Below are 21,075 nucleotides of genomic sequence, written 5' to 3'. Positions count from 1 at the left end.
GCTTGTGCAGGGCTTGACACGCGGGCTGGGCCAATTGGCCACCTTTTTTTGGAATGCGTTGCGGGGGGGCCTGGCAGATCAGCTTTTATCCACCGTGACCCACCAGCGCGTGCGGGTGGTAATGCGCAGCGGCAAGCTGCGGCTGAGCGCGGCCAACACGCGGTCCGTATCCAGCAGCGGGTAGCTGCCCGATATGCGCAGCGCGGCGGCCTCTTGGGTGCAGTGCAAGCGGCCGGGGCGGTAGCGGGCCAGCTCGGCGATAAAGTCGCCCAGGCGCATATCGTTGGCCACCAGCATGCCCTGGGTCCAGGCCAGGTCGGCAGCGGTGGCGGCGGCCTCGCGCCGCAATTGGTGGGCGGCGATGCGGCCTTGCTCGCCTGCAGCCAGGCGCAGGGTCTGGCTCGTATCGTTGCGCAATTGCAGCTCTACCTGGCCTTCTTGCACCTGCACCAGCGTGTCGTCCGCGTACTGGCGCACGCTAAAGCGCGTGCCAATGGCACGGGCCCAGCCCTGGCTGCTGCGCACACGCAAGGGGCGGGCCTGGCCGGTCGCAGGGTCGGGGCTGGGGTCGGCAGCGCTCTCGATCTGGATCTCCCCGGCGCGCAGCACAATCAGCCGCTCGCTGCTGCTGTAGCGCAAGTCCACGGCCGTAGCGGTATTGAGCAGCAGTCGCGTGCCATCGGCCAAAACCGTGCGCTGCTGCTCACCGGTGGCGGTTGAAAGATCGGCGCTGGCGCTGAGCCAGGCCTGTTCACCCAGCGGGCTGTGGCCCAGGGCCAGCAGGCCGCCGGCACCGGCGCCCAGCATCACCGCCAGGCGCACCGCGTGGCGGCGCGACAGCGCGGGGGAGGCGAGGGTCTGCACTGCCACTGCCGTGGGCACGCCACGCAACTGGCCATCGATCTGCGCCATGCGCTGCCAGGCCTGGGCATGGAGCGGGTCGGCATCGAGCCAGCTTTGCCACTGCTGGCGCTTGCGGCGGGCAGCGGCGCTGTCGCCGGGCTCCAGATCGAGCAGCCAGCGCACGGCGGCTTGGGCAACGGCGGGGGGGATGGCAGCGGGCAGCGCGCCTGGCATGGCCTGCGCGCCTAGCGGCAGGCCGCTGGGCAGGGGATCGGGCGCGGCCATCTCAGGGCTGGTCCGCAAAATAGCAGCGCTCGGCCGCTGCGGCCAGGTGGCGGCGCACGCTGGTGCGCGATATGCCCAGCTGCTGGGCAATCTCTTCTTGTGTCAGGTCCTCCAGCCGCCACAGCAAAAAGGCCTTGCGGGCGACCACGGGCAGGCCGCCGAGCAGGCGGTCAATGGCGACCAGGGTCTCGAGCACCATCAGCTGTGCGTCGGGCGGCGGGGCCACCGGCTCGGGCAGCAGCGCAAGCGCATCGAGGTAGGCGCGCTCGATCTGGCGGCGGCGCAGGTGGTTGGACAGCAGGCGCTGCGCAATGGTGGTGAGGTAGGCGCGCGGCTCCAGCAGTGCCTGGAGTTGCGGGCGCTGGGTGCCCAGCACCCGCACAAAGGTGTTTTGCGCTAGATCGGCCGCATCCCAGGCGCAGCCGAGCTTGCGCCGCAGCCGGGCGACCAGCCAGCTGTGGTGCGCCTCGTACAGGGCATGCACCGGGTCGACAGAGGGTGAGGGCGGAATGCCGGGGCCTGGGTGCATGGTGTGGGAAGTGAGGCGATGAGAATGGTTCTTATTATATGTAAACAGTAGTCAAATATGGATAATGCGATTCATTCGCGTTATTGCATTGCGCCATTGCTGCACCATCGCTGCGATCCCTGTCTGGCCGCTGCCGTGCTGGCGCTGGTGGGCGGCGGTTGGCTGGGCTGGTCGCACTGGCGCAGCCAGCCGCTGTTTAGCGAGCACTACGCCACCGTGCGTGGCCAAGCGCTGCAGGTGCGGCTGCCCGATGGCTCGCAGATGCTGCTCGACGCCGCATCGCAGGCGCAGGTGCAACTGTTCCGGGGCCGGCGCGAAGTGCGCTTGCTCGAGGGCCAGGCGCTGTTCCATGCCAGTGCCGATGCGCAGCGCCCGTTTGAGGTGCGGGCGGGGCACACGCTGGTAACGGTGCTGGGCACGCGGTTTTCGGTACGCCATACCCGCGCCGTGTGCGACCCGGCCGTCGCTTCGATGCGCATGGGCGGCAGCTTTAAGCTGCGCGAGGCGACCAGCTTTGCCCAGGCGCTGCCGCTGCTGCTGCCGGTGCGGCTCAAGACCGAGGGCGGGGTGACGGAGATTGTGAAGGCGCGTTGAGGTGGGAGCGCAGGGCTAGCTTGCAAGGCCATGGGCTGGTTCCGCGGCAACAGAACAAGCGGTACCGTGGTTTTCTCAAGCATGGCCAACATGCGATCGGCACCGCCCCCCAAGGCGCCTCACTTCAGTTCGACCGTGCGGGCGTCCGGTGGGCCGCCACCCGGTGGGCCGCCACCCGGTGGACCCCCACCCGATGGACCGCCACCTGGCGGGCTTCCCCCATCGCATGTTGGCGATCCAGGTCGCAGGCGCTGCCAACCATTGTCTCGGCCTTCCCGCGCGGCATGCAGCGCGCGCGAAGCGTTGAAAAATTCGCCATAGGTGACGGCAAGGTGCGCTGCGCAGACATGGAAAAAGCCCACCGAGGTGGGCTTTGAGCGCGATCTACATCGCAGCTGGGGTTGCTGCAACCGTGGTCACTTGGGCTGGGTGTTGGGTTGCTTGCTGTCCTGCTGCTTCTGGCCAGGATTTTGTTGTTCCTGCTGACCAGGTTTTTTCTGGTCTTGGCCCGGTTGCTTCTGGCCCGAGTTGGGTTGTTGCTGAGACATGGTGATTCCTTCAATCAAATGGTTGACAAGGTGCTTCTGTCGCTAGCGGGAGCGCCTCTCGTTTTCAGTGTTTTGACGATGCATTGCACTGGTCATCAGTGTGTGTGGTCCAGTTCTCTCCAGACGTAGGACGGTGAGGCTCTTACATCGTGATTTGTACACGCCACATCTGTCACAACAAAAGGGGGGTGAGCGATGTTATTTCCTGCGGCGTGCTGTTTAAGGCCATTAAAAGGAGTAGCTTGTTTACAGGCGACTCAACCTGAATTGCCCTTATGAGACCGGAGGTCTATATGTTTTCACTTGTCCGTCACCAGCGAAACATGGAATTTTGGCGTGATATGCGCAACTTCTTTCTGTTGCCGCAGGACCCATTTTCCTCGTTGTCGGTGGAAGTAAAAAGCCCACAAAAACAGCAGCCAAAAGACGAGCGCGCTCGGAGCAAAAAACGCAAGTAGGCCTGCTTGTCGTTTCAGAAATCGCCATTGAGGCGGTTTTGATGTCCGAGCAATCGGCGAGCACCCTGGCGAAAACGGGGTAAATCAAAGCACCGCTAGTCGGTGCTTTGTTTTTTGCGGCAATCCCCGCCCCGGCGGGCGGGGGCACTGCCGGCAAAGACCTGAGCTGTGTCGCAGATACCGGGACGGCCCCTTCGCTTCAAACGTAAGTGTTTGCTGTTTGCGGTTTAAGGTCTTTAAAAGCGGTAGTGTGGCAATAGGCGATCCATCCTGATTAGCCACCATAGACCGGAGGTCTATATGTCTTTTATAGATAAAACCATTTTCAATATACGCGCAAGAACGCAAGTGCCTGTAGCCGACGTAGATAGCCGTGATGTCTCTGATGACGACTACATTTTCCACCAGCCCTTTCGCACCATGGCTGAGCCGCCAGAGCCATTGACCAAAAAAATCTATATCACCAAAGTCGTGCGCCTTTTGCAGCAGGCGGCTGTCAATAAGCCAGCGGCCTGATCACTGAAGGAGATCACTATGTTTGTATTTCCACTGTGGGTTAAGGGGCCATTTTGGTCCAGCTTGAAAAGCTGGGCTTTTCCATGGATACCCATTCCGCTGCCGATCGAGAAAGCAGAAACGCCTCTGCATGCGCAAAATATGCAAGAGCAGGAGCAAGAACAAAAAATTAACCGAGATGCTTAAGCTTTCAGAAATGGTGTTCGCGAGCCATGAATGGCAAGCCATTTGAACCTCACCCCATAGGTTGGCCCGCTCTGGCTTGATGGGGTGCTTCTTTTGCGCGAAGTATGACTTTTAGCATCGCTTGCATACATCAAAAGCCGTTGAAGGCGGGGCCAGAATGCATCCACGGTGCTGCCTGACCTACTGCTCGCTTCGGCCAATCCGCCTGCCCGCCAGCCTGCGCAGCCACACACTCCTGGGCTTTGAGCGTGCATACCGTGCGCATATCTGCAAGGTCGATGAGAACCTGCAGACCTCAAGGCGCTGCCGCCCCACAAAAAATAATCCAAATTTTTTCCCGAGCGACCTGAGGGTTCTGCCCACCCGTGCGACTCCATGGGTAGTGCTGGCTATTTCCAGGCAGTTGGAGACCTTGTTTATGCGGCAGTCGCGCAGTGTTTTTGCACCCCGGGCCTTGGCCCTGTCTTTGTTCGTGGCGGGGGCCATTCCCGCTGGGGCGCAGGCCCAGGCCGATGCCCCGGCCCAGGTGGCCATTGCCGCCCAGCCTTTGGGGCAGGCGCTCCATACCTTGGCCCAGCAAACGGGGCTGCAGCTGTTGTATGCCCCGGCCGTGGTGGCGGGCAAGCAGGGGCCGGCGGTATCGGGCAGCATGGCGCCGCGCCAGGCGCTGGCGCAATTGCTGGCAGGCAGTGGCTTGGTGGTGGTGCCCCAGGGGCGGGCCCTGGTGATCAAACCGGCCGAGGCGGCCGTGCCGCAGAGCGGGGCCGAGACCACGTTGGCGCCGGTGACAGTGCAGGCCGATGCGCTGCGCGAGAGCGCCTCGGGCCCCGTGGGCGGTTTGGTGGCGCGGCGCAGTGCGACGGCCACCAAGACCGATACGCCGCAGTCGGAGACGCCCATGTCGGTGACGGTGGTGCCGCGCGAGCAGATCGTGGCCCAGGGCGCTGATTCGCTGGACCAGGCGCTGGAGTACTCGGCGGGCATCATGCCGCTGCAGGGCGGGGCGATGCGCCATATCGGCACGGGCTTTACCGTGCGCGGCTTCAATGTGACCGGGGCGGCGCCGCTGTACCTGAACGGCGCGCGCTTTCCCATCAACTCGCTGAGCGGGGCGGTGGAGCCCTATGCCTATGAGCGGGTGGAGGTGCTCAAGGGCCCGGCCTCGATCCTCTATGGGCAGGCAGCGCCGGGCGGCGTCTTCAACCTGGTGAGCAAGCGCCCCACCGATGCGCCGCTGCGCGAGGTGGAGCTGGAGCTGGGCAGCTGGAACAAGAAGCAGATCGCGGCCGATGTGAGCGACCAACTGACCGAGGACGGGCGCATGCGCTACCGTCTGACCGCGCTGGCGCGCGATGCGGACGGCATGATCGACGAGATGCGCAATGACCGCCTGTCGCTGCCGGGCCTGAGCCTGGGCGCCGGTGTGCGCCATGTCGGCTGGCAAGAGATAGACCGCATGCGCATGCCCACCTACACCTTGCTGGATGCTGCTGTGCGCTACCAGTACCAGCAGTGGCAGTTGGCGTTGAATGTGAAGAACCTGGCCAACAAGACCTACCTGTCGGCCTGCACCGGCGTCTGCCTGTACGGCGATGCGCGCAATGTGACGTTGACGGCGCGGGTGAATTGGTAAATGGGAGGAGGGCAGCGGCGCGGGCATGGCGCTGCTGCAGCTGCCGACTGCTGTAGCCCCAGCCCAAAGACAAAAGGCGTGGACCCGAGGGTACCACGCCTTTTTTATCGCTGCCACCGCCCATCTGCTGCGGCATCTGCTTCAGTACACATCGCGCCGGTACCGCCCCTCGTCGATCAAGGCGTTCAGCCCTTCTTCGCCGAGCAGCTCGGTCAGCGCGTCATCCACACCGGTGGCCATGCCGTCATAGCTGCCGCAGACGTAGATGACGGCGCCCCGGGCCAGCCAGGCCTGGAGCGGCTCGGCGGCGGCACGCAAAGCATCTTGCACATAGCGGTGCGGGCCTTGGCCGGGGGCCAGGTTGCTGGCATCGCGGGCGTCGCGCGAGTAGGCGTAGTCGGCGCGTGCGATCTGGCCATGGGCCTGCCAGACGCAGACCTCGTCTTCGGCATAGGAGTCGTGCGCGCGGCGGCGTTCACCAAAGATCAGCCAGTTGTCAAACTGGCCCTGGGCGATGCGCTGGCGCAGATGGCCGCGCAGGCCGGCGTAACCCGAACCATTGCCCATAAAGATGGCGGGCCGCGCATCACCGACCAGCGGCGCAAAGCCGGGGTTGTCGACCAGGCGCAGTGCAATGCTGCTGCCCAGCGCCGCATGTGCGGTGAGCCAGCCCGAGGCCAAGCCCAGCTGCGGAGCGGCGCCTGGCTGCTCGCGCAGCGTTTGGCGTACATAGAGGCGGATGCGGCCATCGGCGGGCAACGAGGCCAGCGAGTAGCTGCGCGGGGCGAGCGGGTGGAGCTGGTCGGCCACGGCCTGGGCCGATGTGGCGGGGGCCGAGAGCGTGGGCAGCTCGCAGGCGCTCAGTGCATCGCGCAAGCTGCTGGCGCTGCCGCGCCACTGCACGGCGGCGCTGCCATCGAGCTGATGCGCCTGCAGCCAGGCATCGACCTGGGCGGGCGCCTGCTGGGCCTTGACCTCGACCAGGCCACCGGCCTGCCACTGCAGCGCTTGCTCAGGCGCAAAGCCCAGCTCCACCTGGTAGAGCGGCTGGCCGCTGCTGCCGGGGTTGAGGTGGTGGCGGCTGAGCAACTGAGCGGGTGCAAAGACGGCGTCGGGTGCGTCGGAATCGGCCACGCTGGCAGCGGTGTTGACTGCCACAGTGGCGGGTTCCGCGTTCACGCCCCAGTGCGCAGCCAGTGCCTGCAGCCAGGCTTGCCATGCGGCGTCGTCCTCGGCATCCATGGTGATGGGGGCAAACACGGGCTGGGCCCCCAGGCGCTCGAGCTGCGCGGCCAGCGCCAGGCCAAAGCCGCAGAACTGGCCGTACTGGCGGTCACCCAGCGCCAGCATGCCAAAGCGCTGGTGGGCCAGCGGCGTGCCTTGCGTTTGCTGCAACAGGCGCGCCAGGCGGCGGGCGCTGTCGGGCGGCTGGCCTTCGCCAAAGGTGCTGGCCACCCACAGCAGCTGCCTATGCGGCTGCAGCTGGACCATATCCAGGCTGGCGGCGGGCAGCAGCTGTGCGGCCAGGCCCGCGCTGCGCAGGCGCGCGACGGTGCGCACCGCCAGCTGCTGGGCATGGCCGGCCTGGCTGGCGTAGACCACGGCCATGCTGGCGCCGGTGTTGGCGCCCCTAGTTGGTCCTGCCTGCGGGCCATCGCCCGCCAGCAGCGCGCGCTGGGCCTTGGCGGCGGCGCGGGAGCTGCGGCGCCGTTCCAGATAGAGCAGCCAGCCGGTAATCGCAAACAGCGGCATCATCAGTGCCGCGACGGTGACGATGATGCGGCCCGTCAGCCCAAAATAGGTGCCGGTGTGCAGCGGGTAGATGGCAGCCAGCGCGCGGCGGCCGGCGGGCAGATCGGCAAAGCGGTCGTCGCGCTGCACGCTGCCATCGAGGCTCAGGCTGAGCTGGTTGCGCGCGCGGTCATGCGGGGCGCCGGCGCCCCACCAGCTGAACTGCACAGGCTGGTCGGCGCGCTGGGGCAGGCGCATTTGCGCAAACTGCCAGCCGCTGGCCAGCTGTGTAAAGCTTTGCCAGGCGGGCTCAAGGCTAGCGGGCTCGATCTGCAGCGGCGGCGCCTTGCGGGCGGCTTCTTGCGCGGCCGATTGCTCGGCCCGGGCGGCTGCGCGGGAGGGCGCGCCCATCCAGCGGTCCACGGGCGCGCGCACCGCATCAAAGGCCCAGTACATGCCGGTCAGGGTCAGCATCACATAGACGACCAGCACCCAGGTGCCAGCCACCGAGTGCAGGCCCCACAAAAACGGCCGGCCCTTGCGCCGCACATTGAAGGTGAGCCAGCTGCGCCAGGACAGCGGCTTGGCTGGCCAGCGCAGGTACAAGCCCGAGAGCGACAGCAGCAGCAGGCACAGCGAGAGGCTGCCCGTTATCGGCTTGCCATCGTCGCGCGGCAGCAGCAGCCAGCGGTGCAGGCGCTCGTTCCATTCAAAGAACTCGCGGCCGCTTTGCGCTGGCAGCTGGGCGCCGGTGTAGGGGTGGAGGTAGACGCTCTGGCCCCGGCGCTCACCTTTTTCGGGCGCAAAGGCCAACTGGGCGCTGCGCCCGGGCTCGGCATACAAGGTGATGCGGTCGATACGGCGCTGCTCACCGCTGGCCCGCACTGCCGCCAGCAACTGGGGCGGTGTCAGCGCCGGGCTTGGCTGCACCGGCACGCTGGCGGTCCCCGGGTTGGCCCAGTCCAGCACCTCGTCCTGGAAGGAATAGGTGGCGCCGGTGAGGCCAATGACGATCAGCACGGTGCCCGCAGTAATGCCGATCAGCCAATGGATCTGGAACCAGATATTTTTAAAACTCCACATGCTTGTCTTTGTTGTCTTTTGATACTGTCGGACTGCTCAAGCTTAAAAATCCACGACCGCGCGCAGCACGGCCTGGCGGCGCTCACCCAGCGACACATAGACGGGGCTGCCCGAGGAGCTGACATAGTTCTTGTCGAACAGGTTCTTGATGTTGAGCTGCAGCTTGACCATGCGGCCGCTCCAGGGGCGCTCCCAGCTGACAAAGCTGTCGGCGACGGTGTAGCCGGCGTTATTGAAGCTGTTGGCGGCATCACCCGCGCGGCGGCCCACATGGCGCAGGCCGGCGCCGACACGCCAGCGGTCACTGCTGCTGGCTGCAAAATCATAGGCGGCAAAGAGCGAGGCGGTGTGGCGCGCCACATTGGCCAGGCGGTTGTCCTGGTATTGCGGGTCGTCGGTCACCGCGGCATCGGTGTAGGCATAGGTGCCAATCAGCTGCCACTGCTTGCCCAGGCGGCCAGCGGCATCGAGCTCCAGGCCGCGCGAGCGGGCACCGCCCACGGCGCGGGCATAGCTTTGGCCGTCGATGGTCTCGTTCACCACCACATTGCGCTTGCGGATGTCGTAGAGCGCAGCGGTGGCGGTGATGCCGGCCGGCGACTCCCACTTGGTGCCCAGCTCCCAGGCCTTGGCGGTCTCGGGTGGCAGGGTGCCGATGACGCTGCCAATGCTGCTTTGCGGCTTGAAGGATTCGCTGTAGCTGCCGTAGATGGACCATTCGGTACTGGGCTGCCAGACCAGGCCAGCGCGCGGCACGAACTTGCTGCCATCCGATTCGCTGCCCACCACAAAGGGCCGGCCCTTGCCCGCGATCTGGTCGTAGTGCTGCCAGCGCCCGGCCAGCTGCAGCAGCCACTGGGGCGAGAGGCGGATCGAATCCTGCGCAAACAGCGCCTGCTGGCGGATCTTGTCGCTCTGGGCGCTTTGCGCCTCGTCGATCGTGGTGGCATTGGGCAGGTTGCCGTAAACCGGGTCGTAGACATTGAAGCCGCCGCTGTTGCTGCCCCGAATGATGTCGCGGCGGAAGATATTGCTGTCTTCGGCGTCGAACCCGGCCAGGATCTCATGCGTCATGCCGCCCGCCTGCAGCTTGCCTTCCAGGTTGATCTGGCCGACATGCTGCTGGCTCAATGCCCCGCGCGTGCCATCGGGCCGGCGCGTGAGGATGCCGGTTGTGGGGTTGAGCGACACCGGCCGGGCCTGGTAGTCGTCATAGCGGTTGCGGTTGTAGCTGTAGGCGGCGTTGAGCTTCAACTGGCTATTGAGGCTGTGCTGGGCCTGCACGGTGAAAAAATCCGAATCGCCCAAGGTGCGGTTGTAGGCCTCGTCCAGGCGCTCGCGGCGGTCGATGGTCACAGGCCGGCCGGTGCGGCTGTCGATCACGGTGCCCCGGTCAAAGGGCTGCTCGTAGTCGGTGTGCTCGTAGGACATGCGCACATAGGTGTCGCGCCCATACCAGGCCAGCGACGGGGCGATGACGGTCTGGCGGTTCTTGCCAAAGTTGCGCCAGTAGTCGACATCGCTGGTATCGGCGATGAAGCGGTAGGCCAGGCCCTGCTCGCCGATGGGGCCTGTCAGATCGAGCGAGGCACCGCCGCCGCCATAGCTCGACAGCGAGGCGCCCACCTGGCCGGCAAAGCTGAGCTGGGGCTTCTTGGTGACCATATTGATCACGCCGCCCGGGTCCATTGTGCCGTAGAGCACCGAGCTGGGGCCCTTGAGCACCTCGACCCGCTCGGTCGTGAAGGTGAGGTTGCGCGCCAGCACGGTGCGGATGCCATCGCGCAGGATGGAGCCATCGCGGTTGAAGCCAAAGCCGCGCTTGATCACCGCATCCTGCGTGCCGCCCAGGGTATTGGCCTGGGTGATGCCGCTGACGTTGTAGAGCGCCTCGTCGATGGAGCGCACCTGCTGGTCCTGCAGCACCTGGGCGGGCACCACGGCAATGGCCTGGGGCACATCGCGCAGCGCGGCATCGCTGCGGGTGGCGGTGGTGGCGCGCTTGGGCTGGTAGCCCACTTCCTGCGCTTTTTCTTGCACGATGACCTGGGGCAGCACGGCTTCAGCGGCCGGAGCGGTGGTGGCGCTGGTGGCGCTGGTGGCCGTATCCGACGCGGTTTGTGCCACGGCGGGCCAGGCGGCAATCGCCAGCGCGATGCTGCTCAGGCAGGTCAGCGGGTGGAAGGGGGCGGAGCGGGCGGTGGTGCGAGAAGGGGTCATCAGAGGGTCACAAAACAGGCGAAGCCATCGGCAAAAAAGACCCGCATCAGGTGTTGCGGGTCTTGTGTTACGAAGGCGGGTAATAGGTGGATCAGAACGCGTAGCGGCCCTGGACGTAGAAGGTGCGCGGCGCGCCCACCATGCGGCCGGGGTTGCCGTCGACATTGCGCGTGTAGTAGCGGTGGTCGGCGATATTGTTCACGCCGACCATGATTTCGCTGCCCTTGTACTGCGGCACCTTCCAGCTGACCTGGGCGTTCCACAGGCGAAAGCCCGGGATGCGGCCCACATTGGCATTGGCCGATTCGGCCTCGGTGTTGGCCAGGTCCGAGTACTGCTTGCTCTGGTGCGTGCTCGACAGGTTAAAGCCCCAGGCATTGCGCTCATAGCGCACACCCACGGTGTCGGTGTTGCGCGCGTAGAAAGGCACATCGAGCCCGGCGGTGGTGCCGGATTTCTGGATCGCCTTGGTGTAGGTGTAGTTGCCATACACCGTGGTGCCTGCCAGAGCGCTGGCCTTGTCAAAGCTGTACTCCAGCGCCAGCTCCAGGCCCTGGTGCTTGGTGGCACCAATATTGGCAAAGGTGACGGGCACGACGCCGGGCGTCTGCAGAATCTGGTTGTCAAAGCGCAGGTCAAACACCGTGGCCTCGGCGCGCCACTGCTTGTCTTGCCAGCGGGCACCGAGCTCCTTGGTCTTGGCCACTTCGGGGCGCAGTGGGTTGGCCGCCGTTTGCGAGTTCAGCTGGATGTTCTGCACCGGGCCGAACGAGGTGGTGTAGTTGGCAAACAGCGTGAGGGCCGGGTTGACCAGGTAGGACACGCTGACCGAGGGCAGCCACTTGTTGTTGCGCGTGTCAAAGCTTTGGCCGCTGCTCCGGTCATCGCGCTCGGATTGGATGTGCTCAAAGCGCACGCCGGGGGTGATGCGCCAGGCGCCGATGGCGATGCGGTCGTCGATATAACCGGCATGGGCATCGGTGGCATTGTCGAACGAGGTGGTGGCGCCCATCACGTTGGTGGACAGGTTCAGCAGGCTGCTGTTGTCGTCACCGCGCTCGCGGATGTAGCGGTAGCCCACGGTCACATCGTGGGTGCTGCTGCCCAGCGCAAAACGCTGGGTGTAGCGCGGCTCGATGCCCAGGGTCTGGTAGTTGCGCGGCTGGTAGTTGATCTGGGTCTGCGCGGCATTGATCAGGCGGCTCGAGCGCGCGCTGTCGTTGTAGTAGGCGCGGATCTCGAACTCCTGCGTGTCCGAGATGGTGTTGATATAGCCCAGGTCCAGGCCCTTGCGCTCGCCGTCCCAGCTATCGGTGGGGCGGGTGTTCTGGAAGGGGTTGGCGTTGTACTGGGCGACCGTGAGGCCCCCGGGCGTGTTGGAGCGCACATCGTAGTATGACAGCTTGCCGTAGACCTCGGAGCTGCCCGACAGCGCGTAGCGGAACTTCAGCGCCACGTCGTTCAAACGCTCATCGCTGTCCTTGCGCCATTCGGAGCCCGTCATGCCCGAGTACAGCAGCGCCCAGCCCAGGCCGTTGTCCAGCTGCGAGCCCAGGAAAGTGCTGTAGAGCGTGTTGTTCTCTCCGCCCTTGCCAAAGCCGTTGTAGCGCAGGGTCACGTCGCCGGTGATGTCCTTGCTGGTGGGGATGGCGCGGGTGTTGAAGTTGATGATGCCGCCGACGTTTTGCGGGCCGTAGCGCACCGCGCCGCCGCTGCGCACCACATCGATGGATTCGATATTGGCCAGGCTCACCGGCGCAAACGACAGCTGGGGCTGGCCGTAGGGCGCCACGGCCAGCGGCACGCCATCGAGCAGCACGGTCGAGCGCGGCGAGTAGCGGCCGGTCAGACCGCGCACCCCGATATTGAGCGACACCGCGCTGCCGGCGGTGCCGGAGTTGTCGCTGCTTTGCACGCCGGGGATGCGGCGCATCACATCGCCAATGCTCGACGCACCGCTGTTCTCGATCACGTCCTTGTCGACGATGGTGCGAGCCCCGGCAAAGGTCTTGAGCTGGTTTTGCAGGCCGCTGCCCAGCAGATCGCCCGAGACCTGGATGGTCTCCAGGGTGCTCTCTGCGACCGGCTCGTCATCGGCAGCAGGCGCGGCCGCCGCCTGGGCCAGCGCGCTGGCCGCTGGTGCCAGGCTGATCAGGACGGCTGCTGTGATCTGGCTCAGGGCCGGGCGGGGGCCCGATGGCTTGCGCGAAGTGCGGGTGGATGCGGACATGGTGAAGGCAGCAAAAAACGAGGCGGGCACAGCACAACGGCGCCAGTCAGGGGCGCCGCAGCGTGGTTGGCCAGGGGATGAGTGTTAGGAATGAGAATGAATTGTATTTAAAAGCGTGGCGGCTCCTGCAGCTATCGCAGCGCCTGCGGCCTAAAAAGCGGTGATCCAGTGTGAATACCTACTTGTGGGGTGTGTATGTATGTTGCTTTGGGGCAACTACGCGGGGCATCTCCCTACTCGTAGCAGGGTGCCGGGCAGCGCTGGGATGGGGAAACCGCACTGCATCAAACTTGCGTTTAAGCCCGCCATCAGATGGCGGCGGCAGCTGGCTTATGCGGGCATCCAATCGGCCTGCCAGCGCGCTGCCAGGCGCTGGCTCAGTTGCAAGGGCAGGCCGACCCGGTCAAAACCGACGACGGTGATCTGCTCGGCGCAGCGGGGGCGCTCGGGCAGTTGCGCAAAGCGGCCATCGGTCAGCAGCCAGACACAGGCATGCACGGGGCCCTGGCGGCGGGCGCGCTGCAGCAGGCGCTCGAGCAAGGCAATGGCGCTGGCCAAAGGGCTGCCGCCGCCGCCGCCAATGGGCCGGATCCAGCCCTCGTTCCAGGCCTGGGCCTTGGCCTCTGCCTGGATCACATAGGCGCTGTCGCCGCTAAAGCCCAGCACGCAGAGCCGGTCGCGCTGGCGGTAGGCCTGGTCGGCCAAGGCCTGCAGGTAGCCCTTGGCTCGGGCGAGTTGCTGGCTGCGCAGCATGGAGGCCGAGGTATCAAGCAGCACGCAGTGCATGAGCTGCGCGCCGGCGGGCTGCTTGCGGTAGCGCAGGTGCGGGCGCGCCAAGGGGGCCTGGCCTTTGGCGGCCAGGCTGCGGGGCCAGTCAATGCGCTGGCTGGCCGTTGCCAGCAGGCGCCCGGCACGCTGCGTGCTCTGCGCGCGCCCCAGCTTGGCCTTGCCGGCCAGGCTGGGGCGCGTCAGGCTTTTTTTGCGGTAAAGGGCCGCAGGGCCTTGACGGGCTCGATACCGGTATGGCGCGGCGCGGCCATGCCGCCCCAGCCATCGGGCTGGTTGCGCTCGGCGTTGGGGCTGCTGCTGGCGGTGTCGGCATGGCCGTTTTGGGGCTTGGTCTGTGCCTGGTTTGGCTGTTGCCGCTGCGGTTGTTGATGTAGGTCTTGTTGATCGTTGGCCTGGCCACTGGGCGATGGTGGCTGCGCGGCATCGGCATTGCGGCGGTGGGCCAGCGCCAGCTCGGCCACGGCCTGCACATCGGCCAGGCTGACCTCGGCATGGCCCGCCAGCGCGGCCTGGGCGCGCGCGGCGCGCAGCATCACCAGGTCGGCGCGCACGCCTTCGGCGCCCGATTGCTGGCACAGCTGCGCCACGGCATCCAAGATGGCCTCGGGCCAGGGCACCTGGGCCAGGTGCTCGCGCGCGGCGGCAATCTGTTGGCGCAGCTGGGCTTGGGCCTGTTCATAGCGGGCGCAGAACTGGGCCGGGTCCGCATCAAAGGCCATGCGGGCGCGCACAATGCGCTTGCGCGTGTCCACATCAGGCACATTGGGCAGGCGCACAAACAGGCCAAAGCGGTCGAGCAGCTGCGGGCGCAGCTGGCCTTCTTCGGGGTTCATCGTGCCGATCAGTGCAATGCGCGCGGCATGCTGGTGCGAGACGCCATCGCGCTCGATGCGGTTGGTGCCGCTGGCGCTGACATCGAGCAGCAAGTCCACCAAGCCATCGGGCAACAGGTTGACCTCGTCCACATACAGGATGCCCTGGTGCGCCTGGGCTAGCAGGCCGGGGCGGAACTGCACCGCAGAGGACTGCAGCGCAGCTTCCAGATCGAGCGCGCCTTGCAGTTGCTCCTCGGTGGTGCCCAGCGGCAGATTGACAAAATGGCCGCTGGGCAGCAGCGCAGCCAGCGCGCGGGCACTGGTGGATTTAGCGGTGCCGCGCGGGCCTTCCACCAGCACGCCGCCCAGCTGCGGATCGACGGCCAAGAGCAGCAAAGCCTGCTGCAGCGCAGCCTGGCCCTCAATGGCGCTAAACGGAAAATGCAGATCGGTGGCGGTGCTCATCGCATCTCCAGCAGGTGTTCGGTCTCGAGCAAATGGGTCTCCAGCAATTGGGGGTAGTCGCCAGGCGCTTGCCACAGGCCGCGCTGTATGGCTTCGAGCAGGCGCTCACACATGCCGTGGAAGGCCTGCGGATTGTGCTGCTGCATAAAGGCACGCGTGGTGGCATCGGCGACAAAGGCATCGGTCACGCGGGCGTATTGGTCGTCGCGCACCACACGGGCCGTGGCATCAAAGGCAAAGAGGTAGTCCACCGTCGCGGCAATCTCGAACGCGCCCTTGTAGCCATGGCGCTGCACGCCCTCGATCCACTTGGGGTTGGTGGCGCGCGCGCGCACCACGCGGCTGATCTCTTCTTGCAGGCTGCGCATGCGCGGCGAATCAGGGTTGCTGTGGTCGCCAAAGTACAGGGCCGGTTGCTGGCCGCTGTAGTGGCGCACGGCAGCGGCCATGCCGCCCTGGAACTGGTAGTAGTCGCCCGAGTCGAGCACATCGTGCTCGCGGTTGTCCTGGTTGTGCAGCACCAGCTGCATCTCTGAGAGGCGCCGCACAAAGGTCTCGGGCACCTGGCTGCCATCGTCGTGCTGGCCGTAGGCATAGGCGCCCCAGTTGCGGTAGGCCGTTGCCAGGTCTTCGTCGCTTTGCCACTGGCCGCTGTCGATCAGGCCCTGCAGGCCAGCGCCGTAGCTGCCGGGCTTGGCGCCAAACACGCGCAGGCCCGCTTGGTGGCGCGCCTCCTTGGCGTCCAGCCCTTGCTGCAGCAGCAGCGCGGCCTCGGCCAGCACGCGGGCGCGGATCGGGTTTTGCGCAGCGTCTTCGTCTTCCAAGGCCGCCACTTTTTGCACGGCGGCATCAAACAAACGGATCACATTGCTGAACGCATCCCGGAAAAAGCCCGAGACGCGCAAGGTCACATCGACCCGGGGCCGCCCCAGCACATGCAGCGGCAGCACCTCAAAATCGCTGACGCGCCAGCTGCCATCGGCCCAGGTGGGGCGCACGCCCATCAGCGCAAAGGCCTGCGAGATATCGTCGCCACCAGTGCGCATCGTCGCCGTGCCCCACACAGACAGGCCAATGGTGACTGGGTACTCGCCATGCTCTTGCGTGTAGCGCTCGACCAGCAACTGGGCAGATTTGAATCCCATGCCCCAGCTGGTTTGCGTGGGGATGGCGCGCGTATCGACCGAGAAGAAATTGCGGCCGGTGGGCAGCACATCGGGCCGGCCGCGCGTGGGCGCGCCGCTCGGGCCCGCTGGCACAAAGCGGCCCGCCAGGCCGCGCAGCAGCTGCAGCAGCTCTTGCGGGCCACAGGCGGCCAGGCGCGGTCGCAGATCCTGCTGCACGCGGGCCAGCACGGTCTGGGTGTGGCCGGCCGCCAGGTCGGCCAGCGCTTGCGGTAGGGTAGCGCCGGGTACCAGGATTTGCAAGGCCAGCAGCTCCAGCCGCTCGCGCGTGTCGCCGTGGTGGCGCCAGGGCTGCTCGTGCAGATCTTGCAGCAATGCGGGGCGCGGGCCGGTCCAGGGCTCGGCCCAGTCGGCATCGAGTGGGTCAAAGTCCAGGCCCAGATCACGGGCGATGGCGCGCACCAGGCTTTGGTTGGCGCCCTTGCCACCACCGACGGGGTGGCGCGCCAAGGCGAGCAGGGTGTCCATCTCCAGCCGGCCGGCGGGCGAGACGCCGAAGATATGCAGGCCGTCGCGGATCTGGCTTTCCTTGAGCTCACACAGGTAGGCATCGGTGCGGTTGAGCAGCTGCTGCTCTTCCTCGTCGCTGGCGGGGGCCTGCAGGCCCAGGTCCTGGTGCAGGTCGTGCTGCACGATGTGGGCAAGGATCTGCTGGCGCAGGATTTGCGCGCGCTTGTGGTCCAGGGTGGCGGCCTCGTAGTACTCGTCCACCATGCGCTCCAGATCGCGCGTGGGCCCATAGCTCTCGGCGCGGGTGAGCGGGGGCATCAGGTGGTCAATGATCACGGCCTGGGCGCGGCGCTTGGCCTGCGTGCCTTCGCCGGGGTCATTGACGATAAAGGGGTAGAGGTGGGGCAGGGGGCCCAGCACCAGATCGGGCCAGCAGTTGGCCGACAGCGCGACGCTCTTGCCGGGCAGCCATTCGAGGTTGCCGTGCTTGCCCACATGCACCATCGCATCGGCCTGCCACTGGCTGCGCAGCCAGTGGTAGAAGGCTAGGTAGTAGTGCGGCGGCACGAGATCCGGGTCATGGTAGGCGGCCAGTGCATCGAGCTGGTAGCCGCGTGCCGGCTGCACGCCGACAAAGATCTGGCCCAGGCGCAGCCCTGCCACCATAAAGCGGCCGTCGCGCAGCATCGGGTCTTGTGCGGGCGCGCCCCAGCGCGCGGTGATGGCCTGCTGGTTTTCGGCGGGCAGGCTGTCAAAGTACTGCAGGTAGTCGGCCAGGCTCAGGCTTTGCCAAGCGGCGCGTGTGGCCCAGGAGTCGGGCGCATTGGTGATGCCTTGCTGCAAAAGATCCATCAGCGCCTGGCTGTCTGCGGGCATGGCATCGACGGCATAGCCGTCTGCCGCCAGCGCGCGCAGGATCTCGATGACCGACGCTGGTGTATCGAGCCCCACGCCATTGCCGATGCGGCCTTCGCTGCTGGGGTAGTTGGCCAGCACCAGCGCCAGGCGCTTGTCGGCATTGGGCTTGCGGCGCAGCCGGCACCAGCGCTGGGCGAGTTCGACCACAAAGCCCATGCGCTCGGGGTGGGCCTGGTACTGCACCACATCGGACTGGGTCAGATCGCTGCGGTGTGACAGGCCCTTGAAGCTGATCGCCCGCGTGATGATGCGGCCATCGACCTCAGGCATCGCCACATGCATCGCAATATCGCGCGGCTGCAGGCCGTGGGTGCTGTCCAGCCAGGTCTGCTCGTTGCTACCCGACAGGATCAGCTGTAGCACGGGGATGTCGCCGGCCAGTGCATGGTCGCCGGGCGTATCGAGCGAGGCCTGCGAGAACGCGGTGGTGTTGAGGATCAGGGCCACGTCTTCGCTGGCGCACAGTGCCTGCAAGGCCGCCAGGCACCCGGCGTCCTTGAGCGACTGCAAGGCCAGCGGCAGCGGGTTCATGCCCTTGGCGAGCAGGGCCTGGCACAGGTCGGCAAACACCTGGGTGTTGCCCGACTGCAGATGCGCTTTGTAGAACAGCAGCATGACCACCGGCGCGCCGGGCTGCCACTGCAGCGGGCCGGGTTGCTGCCAGGTGGCGACCGTAGCCTCGTCGCTCGCTGGGTGGTAGACGGCCACCGCCGGCAAGGGGCGCGGGGGCAGCGCCGCATGCGGGCCGTCCAAGAGGCCGTGCCAGACAAAGCGGAACAGCTCGCGCGCATTGGCCAGGCCGCCTTCGCGCAGGTAGCGCCACAAGCTGCGGCAGTCTTGCTGCGCCACCGTGCTTTTTTGCAGCAGGTTCAGGTCTTCACTGCTGTCGCCCGAGAACATGGCCAGCGCAATCTTGTGGGCACGGCACAGCGACATGACGCGCTCGGTGCCATAGGGCCAGTAGCTCTCGCCGCCCAGGTGGTCGATGATGATGACTTTGGCATGCTGCAGCACCTCATCGGCATACAGATCGACCGATGCGGGCTGGCGCAGGTACATCAGATTGGCCAGCCGGACGCTGGGCAGTTGCTCGCCATCCATGCCGGCCCGCAGCTGCTCATAGGCTTGCGCCAGCAGGGCCAAGGTGGTGTCTGCGGCGCTCAGGATCACGATGTCGGCCGGGCTTTGGCCCAGGCTGGAGACAAAGGCCTCGTCGTCGACAAAACCACCGGGCTGGACCGCGAGCAAATGCATCAGAGCGCTCCGACTGGGCTGGCAGCGAGCTGGGCGCGGATGGCGGCCTCGTCCAGGTCATGCCCGATAAAGACCAGGTGGCTGCCGCGCTTTTCATCGGCGCGCCATGGGCGGTCAAAGTAGCTGTCAAAGCGCTTGCCCACGCCATGCACCACCAGGCGCATCGGCTTGCCGGGCAGGGCCACAAAGCCCTTGATGCGGTAGACGGTTTGCTGCGCGACTACCTCGGCCAGCTGGGCCAGCAGCGCTTCGCGTTCCACCTCGCCCAGTTGCACGACGACCGAGTCGAAATCGTCATGGTCGTGCTCGTCATGCACATGGCCGGCTTCGTGCTCGTGGTGGCCCTTGCGCGATTCGATGCTCTCTTCAGACGCGCTGGACAGGCCCAGCACCACATCCAGGTCGATGCGGCCATGGTCGGCAGCGACGATCTTGACGGCGGGTGGAATGTCTTCGCGCACCAGGGCCTCGACGGCCGCGCGGTCGGCGGCGCTGGCCTGGTCAAGCTTGCTCAGCACCACCAGGTCGGCGGAGATGAGCTGGTCTTCAAACAGCTCATGCAGCGGCGACTCGTGGTCGAGGTTGGGGTCCTGCTTGCGCTGCAGATCGACGGCGGCGGGGTTGGCGGCAAACTGGCCGGCCGCAGCGGCGGGCACATCGACCACGGTGATCACCGCATCGACCGTACAGGCGTTCTTGATCTCGGGCCAGTTGAAGGCCTGCACCAGGGGCTTGGGCAGGGCCAGGCCGCTGGTCTCGATAAGGATATGGTCGATATCGTCCCGGCGCTCGATGAGCTTGCGCATCACGGGGTAGAACTCTTCCTGCACGGTGCAGCACATGCAGCCATTGGCCAGTTCATAGAGCTGGCCGGCCTGCTCGCCGTTCTCGTCATCGCAGCCAATGCCGCAGCCGCGCAGGATCTCGCCATCGATGCCCAGCTCGCCAAACTCATTGACGATCACCGCAATGCGGCGGCCGTTGGCGTTGGACAGGATATGGCGCAGCAAGGTGGTCTTGCCGCTGCCCAGAAAGCCGGTGACGATGGTGGCTGGAATCTTCTGGCTGGTGCGCATGGGGGATGTCTCCAAATAAAAAGGGGAGGGCTGCCGGGCAAGCCTGCGGCGGGGCCGGTGGGCGCAGTGCGCGGGGCAGTCTGAAACAAAAAGGGGGGAGGCGGGGCGGGGGCAGGGGCCGGCGCTGGACGAGTGCTGGCCGCCTAGCGGCCGCATCCCGCCAACGGCCAGGCCAGGCCTGTGCGCCACAGCGCAGGGTGCAAGGGCAGCGCCAAGCGGCGGCTGGGGGCAGGTGTCTGCATGGGAACTCCAGGAAAAGCGCGTCCTAGGCAAACCAGCGGGCTTGATGCCGGTGAGAGCTGGTTCGGGGGTGGCTTGGCACAAAGGTCTGACTTGGCAGCGCAAGGCGCGGGGCGAGCCCGGGGCCTGCGGCAGCGATACAGTGGCGCGACCGTGCCGGATTGTCACCGGCTTCTTTGCGAACAAGTGCGGGCCATTCTACTGCGTCCGCGGGCTTGGCTGGGGGCGCCGGCATGGTGGGTGGCATGGCTTCTCGCTGATCTGGGACACCGATTGGCGCGAGTCTTCAGCAAGCCCTTGTTGATGGCTATCAAAGAGGCTTGTCCTGTTGCAAAGCCTGCCAGCGCAGTCTGCGATGATGCGTTGGCACCGCTGCCCGCCCTTTGCAGGGGCCTTGTTTGTCCACCATTGAGCTGTTCGCCCATGTCCACACGTCTGCACGCCGTCCAATCCGATATCACCCAACTCCATGTGGGAGCGATCGTGAACGCCGCCAACTCGTTGCTGCTGGGCGGTGGTGGTGTGGATGGTGCCATCCACCGTGCAGCAGGCCCGGACCTGGTACATGAATGCAGGCTGTTGGGTGGTTGCAAAACAGGGGATGCCAAGCTGACCCAGGCCTACCGGCTGCATGCGGACTACATCATCCACACCGTGGGGCCCGTGTGGCGAGGCGGGAACAAGGGCGAGCCGGAGCTGCTGGCTGCTTGCTACCGGCGCTGTATGGCGCTGGCTGAGGAGAAGTCGGTGGCATCCATCGCTTTTCCCAGCATCAGCACGGGCATCTTTGGCTATCCCATGGCGTTGGCTGTGCAGTTGGCAGTGCGCACGGTTCGAGAGAGCTTGTCTGCACACACCCCCATTGAAGAGGTGGTCTTCTGCTGCTTTTCCCAAGCGGATCTGCTTGCGTATGAAGCGGTCTTGAACGCACCCACGGCCTGATTCATGGGCCAGCCGGCTCTATCTGCTCGATACCCCGTGACCCAACCTCGCTACCGGCTGCCAGGGCTCCATGGGCTTTTCGGGCG

At 66.0% G+C, this 21,075-nt stretch carries 15 protein-coding genes; 5 read left to right on the top strand and 10 right to left on the bottom strand.

Annotation, left to right across the window (positions count from 1 at the left end):
- Positions 1–78 precede the first annotated feature (78 nt).
- A complete protein-coding gene (locus DCO45_RS02070) occupies positions 79–1,128 on the bottom strand; it encodes a FecR domain-containing protein (RefSeq protein ID WP_116924257.1) in 1,050 nt (349 codons plus the stop codon).
- A 1-nt stretch (position 1,129) separates the two neighbouring features.
- Positions 1,130–1,657: a sigma-70 family RNA polymerase sigma factor gene (locus DCO45_RS02065; protein ID WP_116924256.1), complete on the bottom strand. Its 528-nt coding sequence runs from the start codon at positions 1,655–1,657 to the stop codon at positions 1,130–1,132.
- A gap of 57 nt (positions 1,658–1,714) precedes the next feature.
- Between DCO45_RS02065 and DCO45_RS02060 the strand changes: the two genes are divergently transcribed.
- On the top strand, positions 1,715–2,251 hold the full coding sequence (locus DCO45_RS02060) for a FecR domain-containing protein (protein WP_116924255.1): 537 nt from the start codon (positions 1,715–1,717) through the stop codon (positions 2,249–2,251).
- 416 nt (positions 2,252–2,667) lie between these two features.
- Here the strand turns inward: DCO45_RS02060 and DCO45_RS23315 are convergent, their stop codons facing one another.
- Positions 2,668–2,799 (bottom strand): hypothetical protein, encoded by a 132-nt coding sequence (locus DCO45_RS23315; protein WP_260719762.1) that lies wholly within the window; start codon positions 2,797–2,799, stop codon positions 2,668–2,670.
- 758 nt (positions 2,800–3,557) lie between these two features.
- Here DCO45_RS23315 and DCO45_RS02050 point away from each other — a divergent pair.
- From DCO45_RS02050 to DCO45_RS02045, 3 genes are all read left to right on the top strand, one after another.
- Entirely contained in the window at positions 3,558–3,773 is a 216-nt protein-coding gene (locus DCO45_RS02050; protein ID WP_116924254.1) for a hypothetical protein, read from the top strand.
- Between the two features lie 18 nt (positions 3,774–3,791).
- Entirely contained in the window at positions 3,792–3,959 is a 168-nt protein-coding gene (locus tag DCO45_RS22845; RefSeq protein WP_165841095.1) for a hypothetical protein, read from the top strand.
- A gap of 454 nt (positions 3,960–4,413) precedes the next feature.
- Complete coding sequence (locus DCO45_RS02045) at positions 4,414–5,592, top strand: TonB-dependent siderophore receptor (RefSeq protein WP_279324794.1); 1,179 nt, start codon at positions 4,414–4,416, stop codon at positions 5,590–5,592.
- A gap of 141 nt (positions 5,593–5,733) precedes the next feature.
- Here the strand turns inward: DCO45_RS02045 and DCO45_RS02040 are convergent, their stop codons facing one another.
- The 7 genes from DCO45_RS02040 to cobW all read right to left on the bottom strand — a co-directional run bounded on the left by DCO45_RS02040 (position 5,734) and on the right by cobW (position 19,807).
- Positions 5,734–8,406: a sulfite reductase flavoprotein subunit alpha gene (locus DCO45_RS02040; protein WP_116924252.1), complete on the bottom strand. Its 2,673-nt coding sequence runs from the start codon at positions 8,404–8,406 to the stop codon at positions 5,734–5,736.
- Between the two features lie 42 nt (positions 8,407–8,448).
- Positions 8,449–10,626: a TonB-dependent siderophore receptor gene (locus DCO45_RS02035; protein WP_116924251.1), complete on the bottom strand. Its 2,178-nt coding sequence runs from the start codon at positions 10,624–10,626 to the stop codon at positions 8,449–8,451.
- 91 nt (positions 10,627–10,717) lie between these two features.
- On the bottom strand, positions 10,718–12,856 hold the full coding sequence (locus DCO45_RS02030; RefSeq protein ID WP_116924486.1) for a TonB-dependent siderophore receptor: 2,139 nt from the start codon (positions 12,854–12,856) through the stop codon (positions 10,718–10,720).
- Positions 12,857–13,186: 330 nt separating this feature from the next.
- Positions 13,187–13,693 (bottom strand): VWA domain-containing protein, encoded by a 507-nt coding sequence (locus DCO45_RS02025; RefSeq protein ID WP_116924250.1) that lies wholly within the window; start codon positions 13,691–13,693, stop codon positions 13,187–13,189.
- A 131-nt stretch (positions 13,694–13,824) separates the two neighbouring features.
- A complete protein-coding gene (locus DCO45_RS02020; RefSeq protein ID WP_116924249.1) occupies positions 13,825–14,925 on the bottom strand; it encodes an AAA family ATPase in 1,101 nt (366 codons plus the stop codon).
- Entirely contained in the window at positions 14,922–18,731 is a 3,810-nt protein-coding gene (gene cobN, locus DCO45_RS02015) for a cobaltochelatase subunit CobN (protein ID WP_116924248.1), read from the bottom strand. Before cobN ends, DCO45_RS02020 begins: the two co-directional genes overlap by 4 nt.
- Entirely contained in the window at positions 18,731–19,807 is a 1,077-nt protein-coding gene (cobW, locus tag DCO45_RS02010; RefSeq protein WP_116924247.1) for a cobalamin biosynthesis protein CobW, read from the bottom strand. Before cobW ends, cobN begins: the two co-directional genes overlap by 1 nt.
- Before the next feature lie 663 nt (positions 19,808–20,470).
- Here cobW and DCO45_RS02005 point away from each other — a divergent pair.
- A complete protein-coding gene (locus tag DCO45_RS02005; RefSeq protein ID WP_116924246.1) occupies positions 20,471–20,989 on the top strand; it encodes an O-acetyl-ADP-ribose deacetylase in 519 nt (172 codons plus the stop codon).
- Positions 20,990–21,075 lie beyond the last annotated feature (86 nt).

The sequence above is a fragment of the Comamonas sp. JNW genome (genome assembly GCF_003105075.1).
In the GTDB taxonomy this organism is placed as follows: domain Bacteria; phylum Pseudomonadota; class Gammaproteobacteria; order Burkholderiales; family Burkholderiaceae_C; genus Comamonas; species Comamonas squillarum.
This window is presented reverse-complemented; position numbering and strand designations above follow the sequence as displayed.

Coding starts and splice junctions, on each gene's coding strand:
- DCO45_RS02060 (WP_116924255.1), top strand. CDS start 1,715: ATGGATAATGCGATTCATTCGCGTTATTGCATTGCGCCATTGCTGCAC.
- DCO45_RS02040 (WP_116924252.1), bottom strand. CDS start 8,406: ATGTGGAGTTTTAAAAATATCTGGTTCCAGATCCATTGGCTGATCGGC.
- DCO45_RS02030 (WP_116924486.1), bottom strand. CDS start 12,856: ATGTCCGCATCCACCCGCACTTCGCGCAAGCCATCGGGCCCCCGCCCG.
- DCO45_RS02035 (WP_116924251.1), bottom strand. CDS start 10,626: ATGACCCCTTCTCGCACCACCGCCCGCTCCGCCCCCTTCCACCCGCTG.
- DCO45_RS02065 (WP_116924256.1), bottom strand. CDS start 1,657: ATGCACCCAGGCCCCGGCATTCCGCCCTCACCCTCTGTCGACCCGGTG.
- DCO45_RS02020 (WP_116924249.1), bottom strand. CDS start 14,925: ATGAGCACCGCCACCGATCTGCATTTTCCGTTTAGCGCCATTGAGGGC.
- cobN (WP_116924248.1), bottom strand. CDS start 18,731: ATGCATTTGCTCGCGGTCCAGCCCGGTGGTTTTGTCGACGACGAGGCC.
- DCO45_RS02050 (WP_116924254.1), top strand. CDS start 3,558: ATGTCTTTTATAGATAAAACCATTTTCAATATACGCGCAAGAACGCAA.
- DCO45_RS02005 (WP_116924246.1), top strand. CDS start 20,471: ATGTCCACACGTCTGCACGCCGTCCAATCCGATATCACCCAACTCCAT.
- cobW (WP_116924247.1), bottom strand. CDS start 19,807: ATGCGCACCAGCCAGAAGATTCCAGCCACCATCGTCACCGGCTTTCTG.
- DCO45_RS22845 (WP_165841095.1), top strand. CDS start 3,792: ATGTTTGTATTTCCACTGTGGGTTAAGGGGCCATTTTGGTCCAGCTTG.
- DCO45_RS02070 (WP_116924257.1), bottom strand. CDS start 1,128: ATGGCCGCGCCCGATCCCCTGCCCAGCGGCCTGCCGCTAGGCGCGCAG.
- DCO45_RS23315 (WP_260719762.1), bottom strand. CDS start 2,799: ATGTCTCAGCAACAACCCAACTCGGGCCAGAAGCAACCGGGCCAAGAC.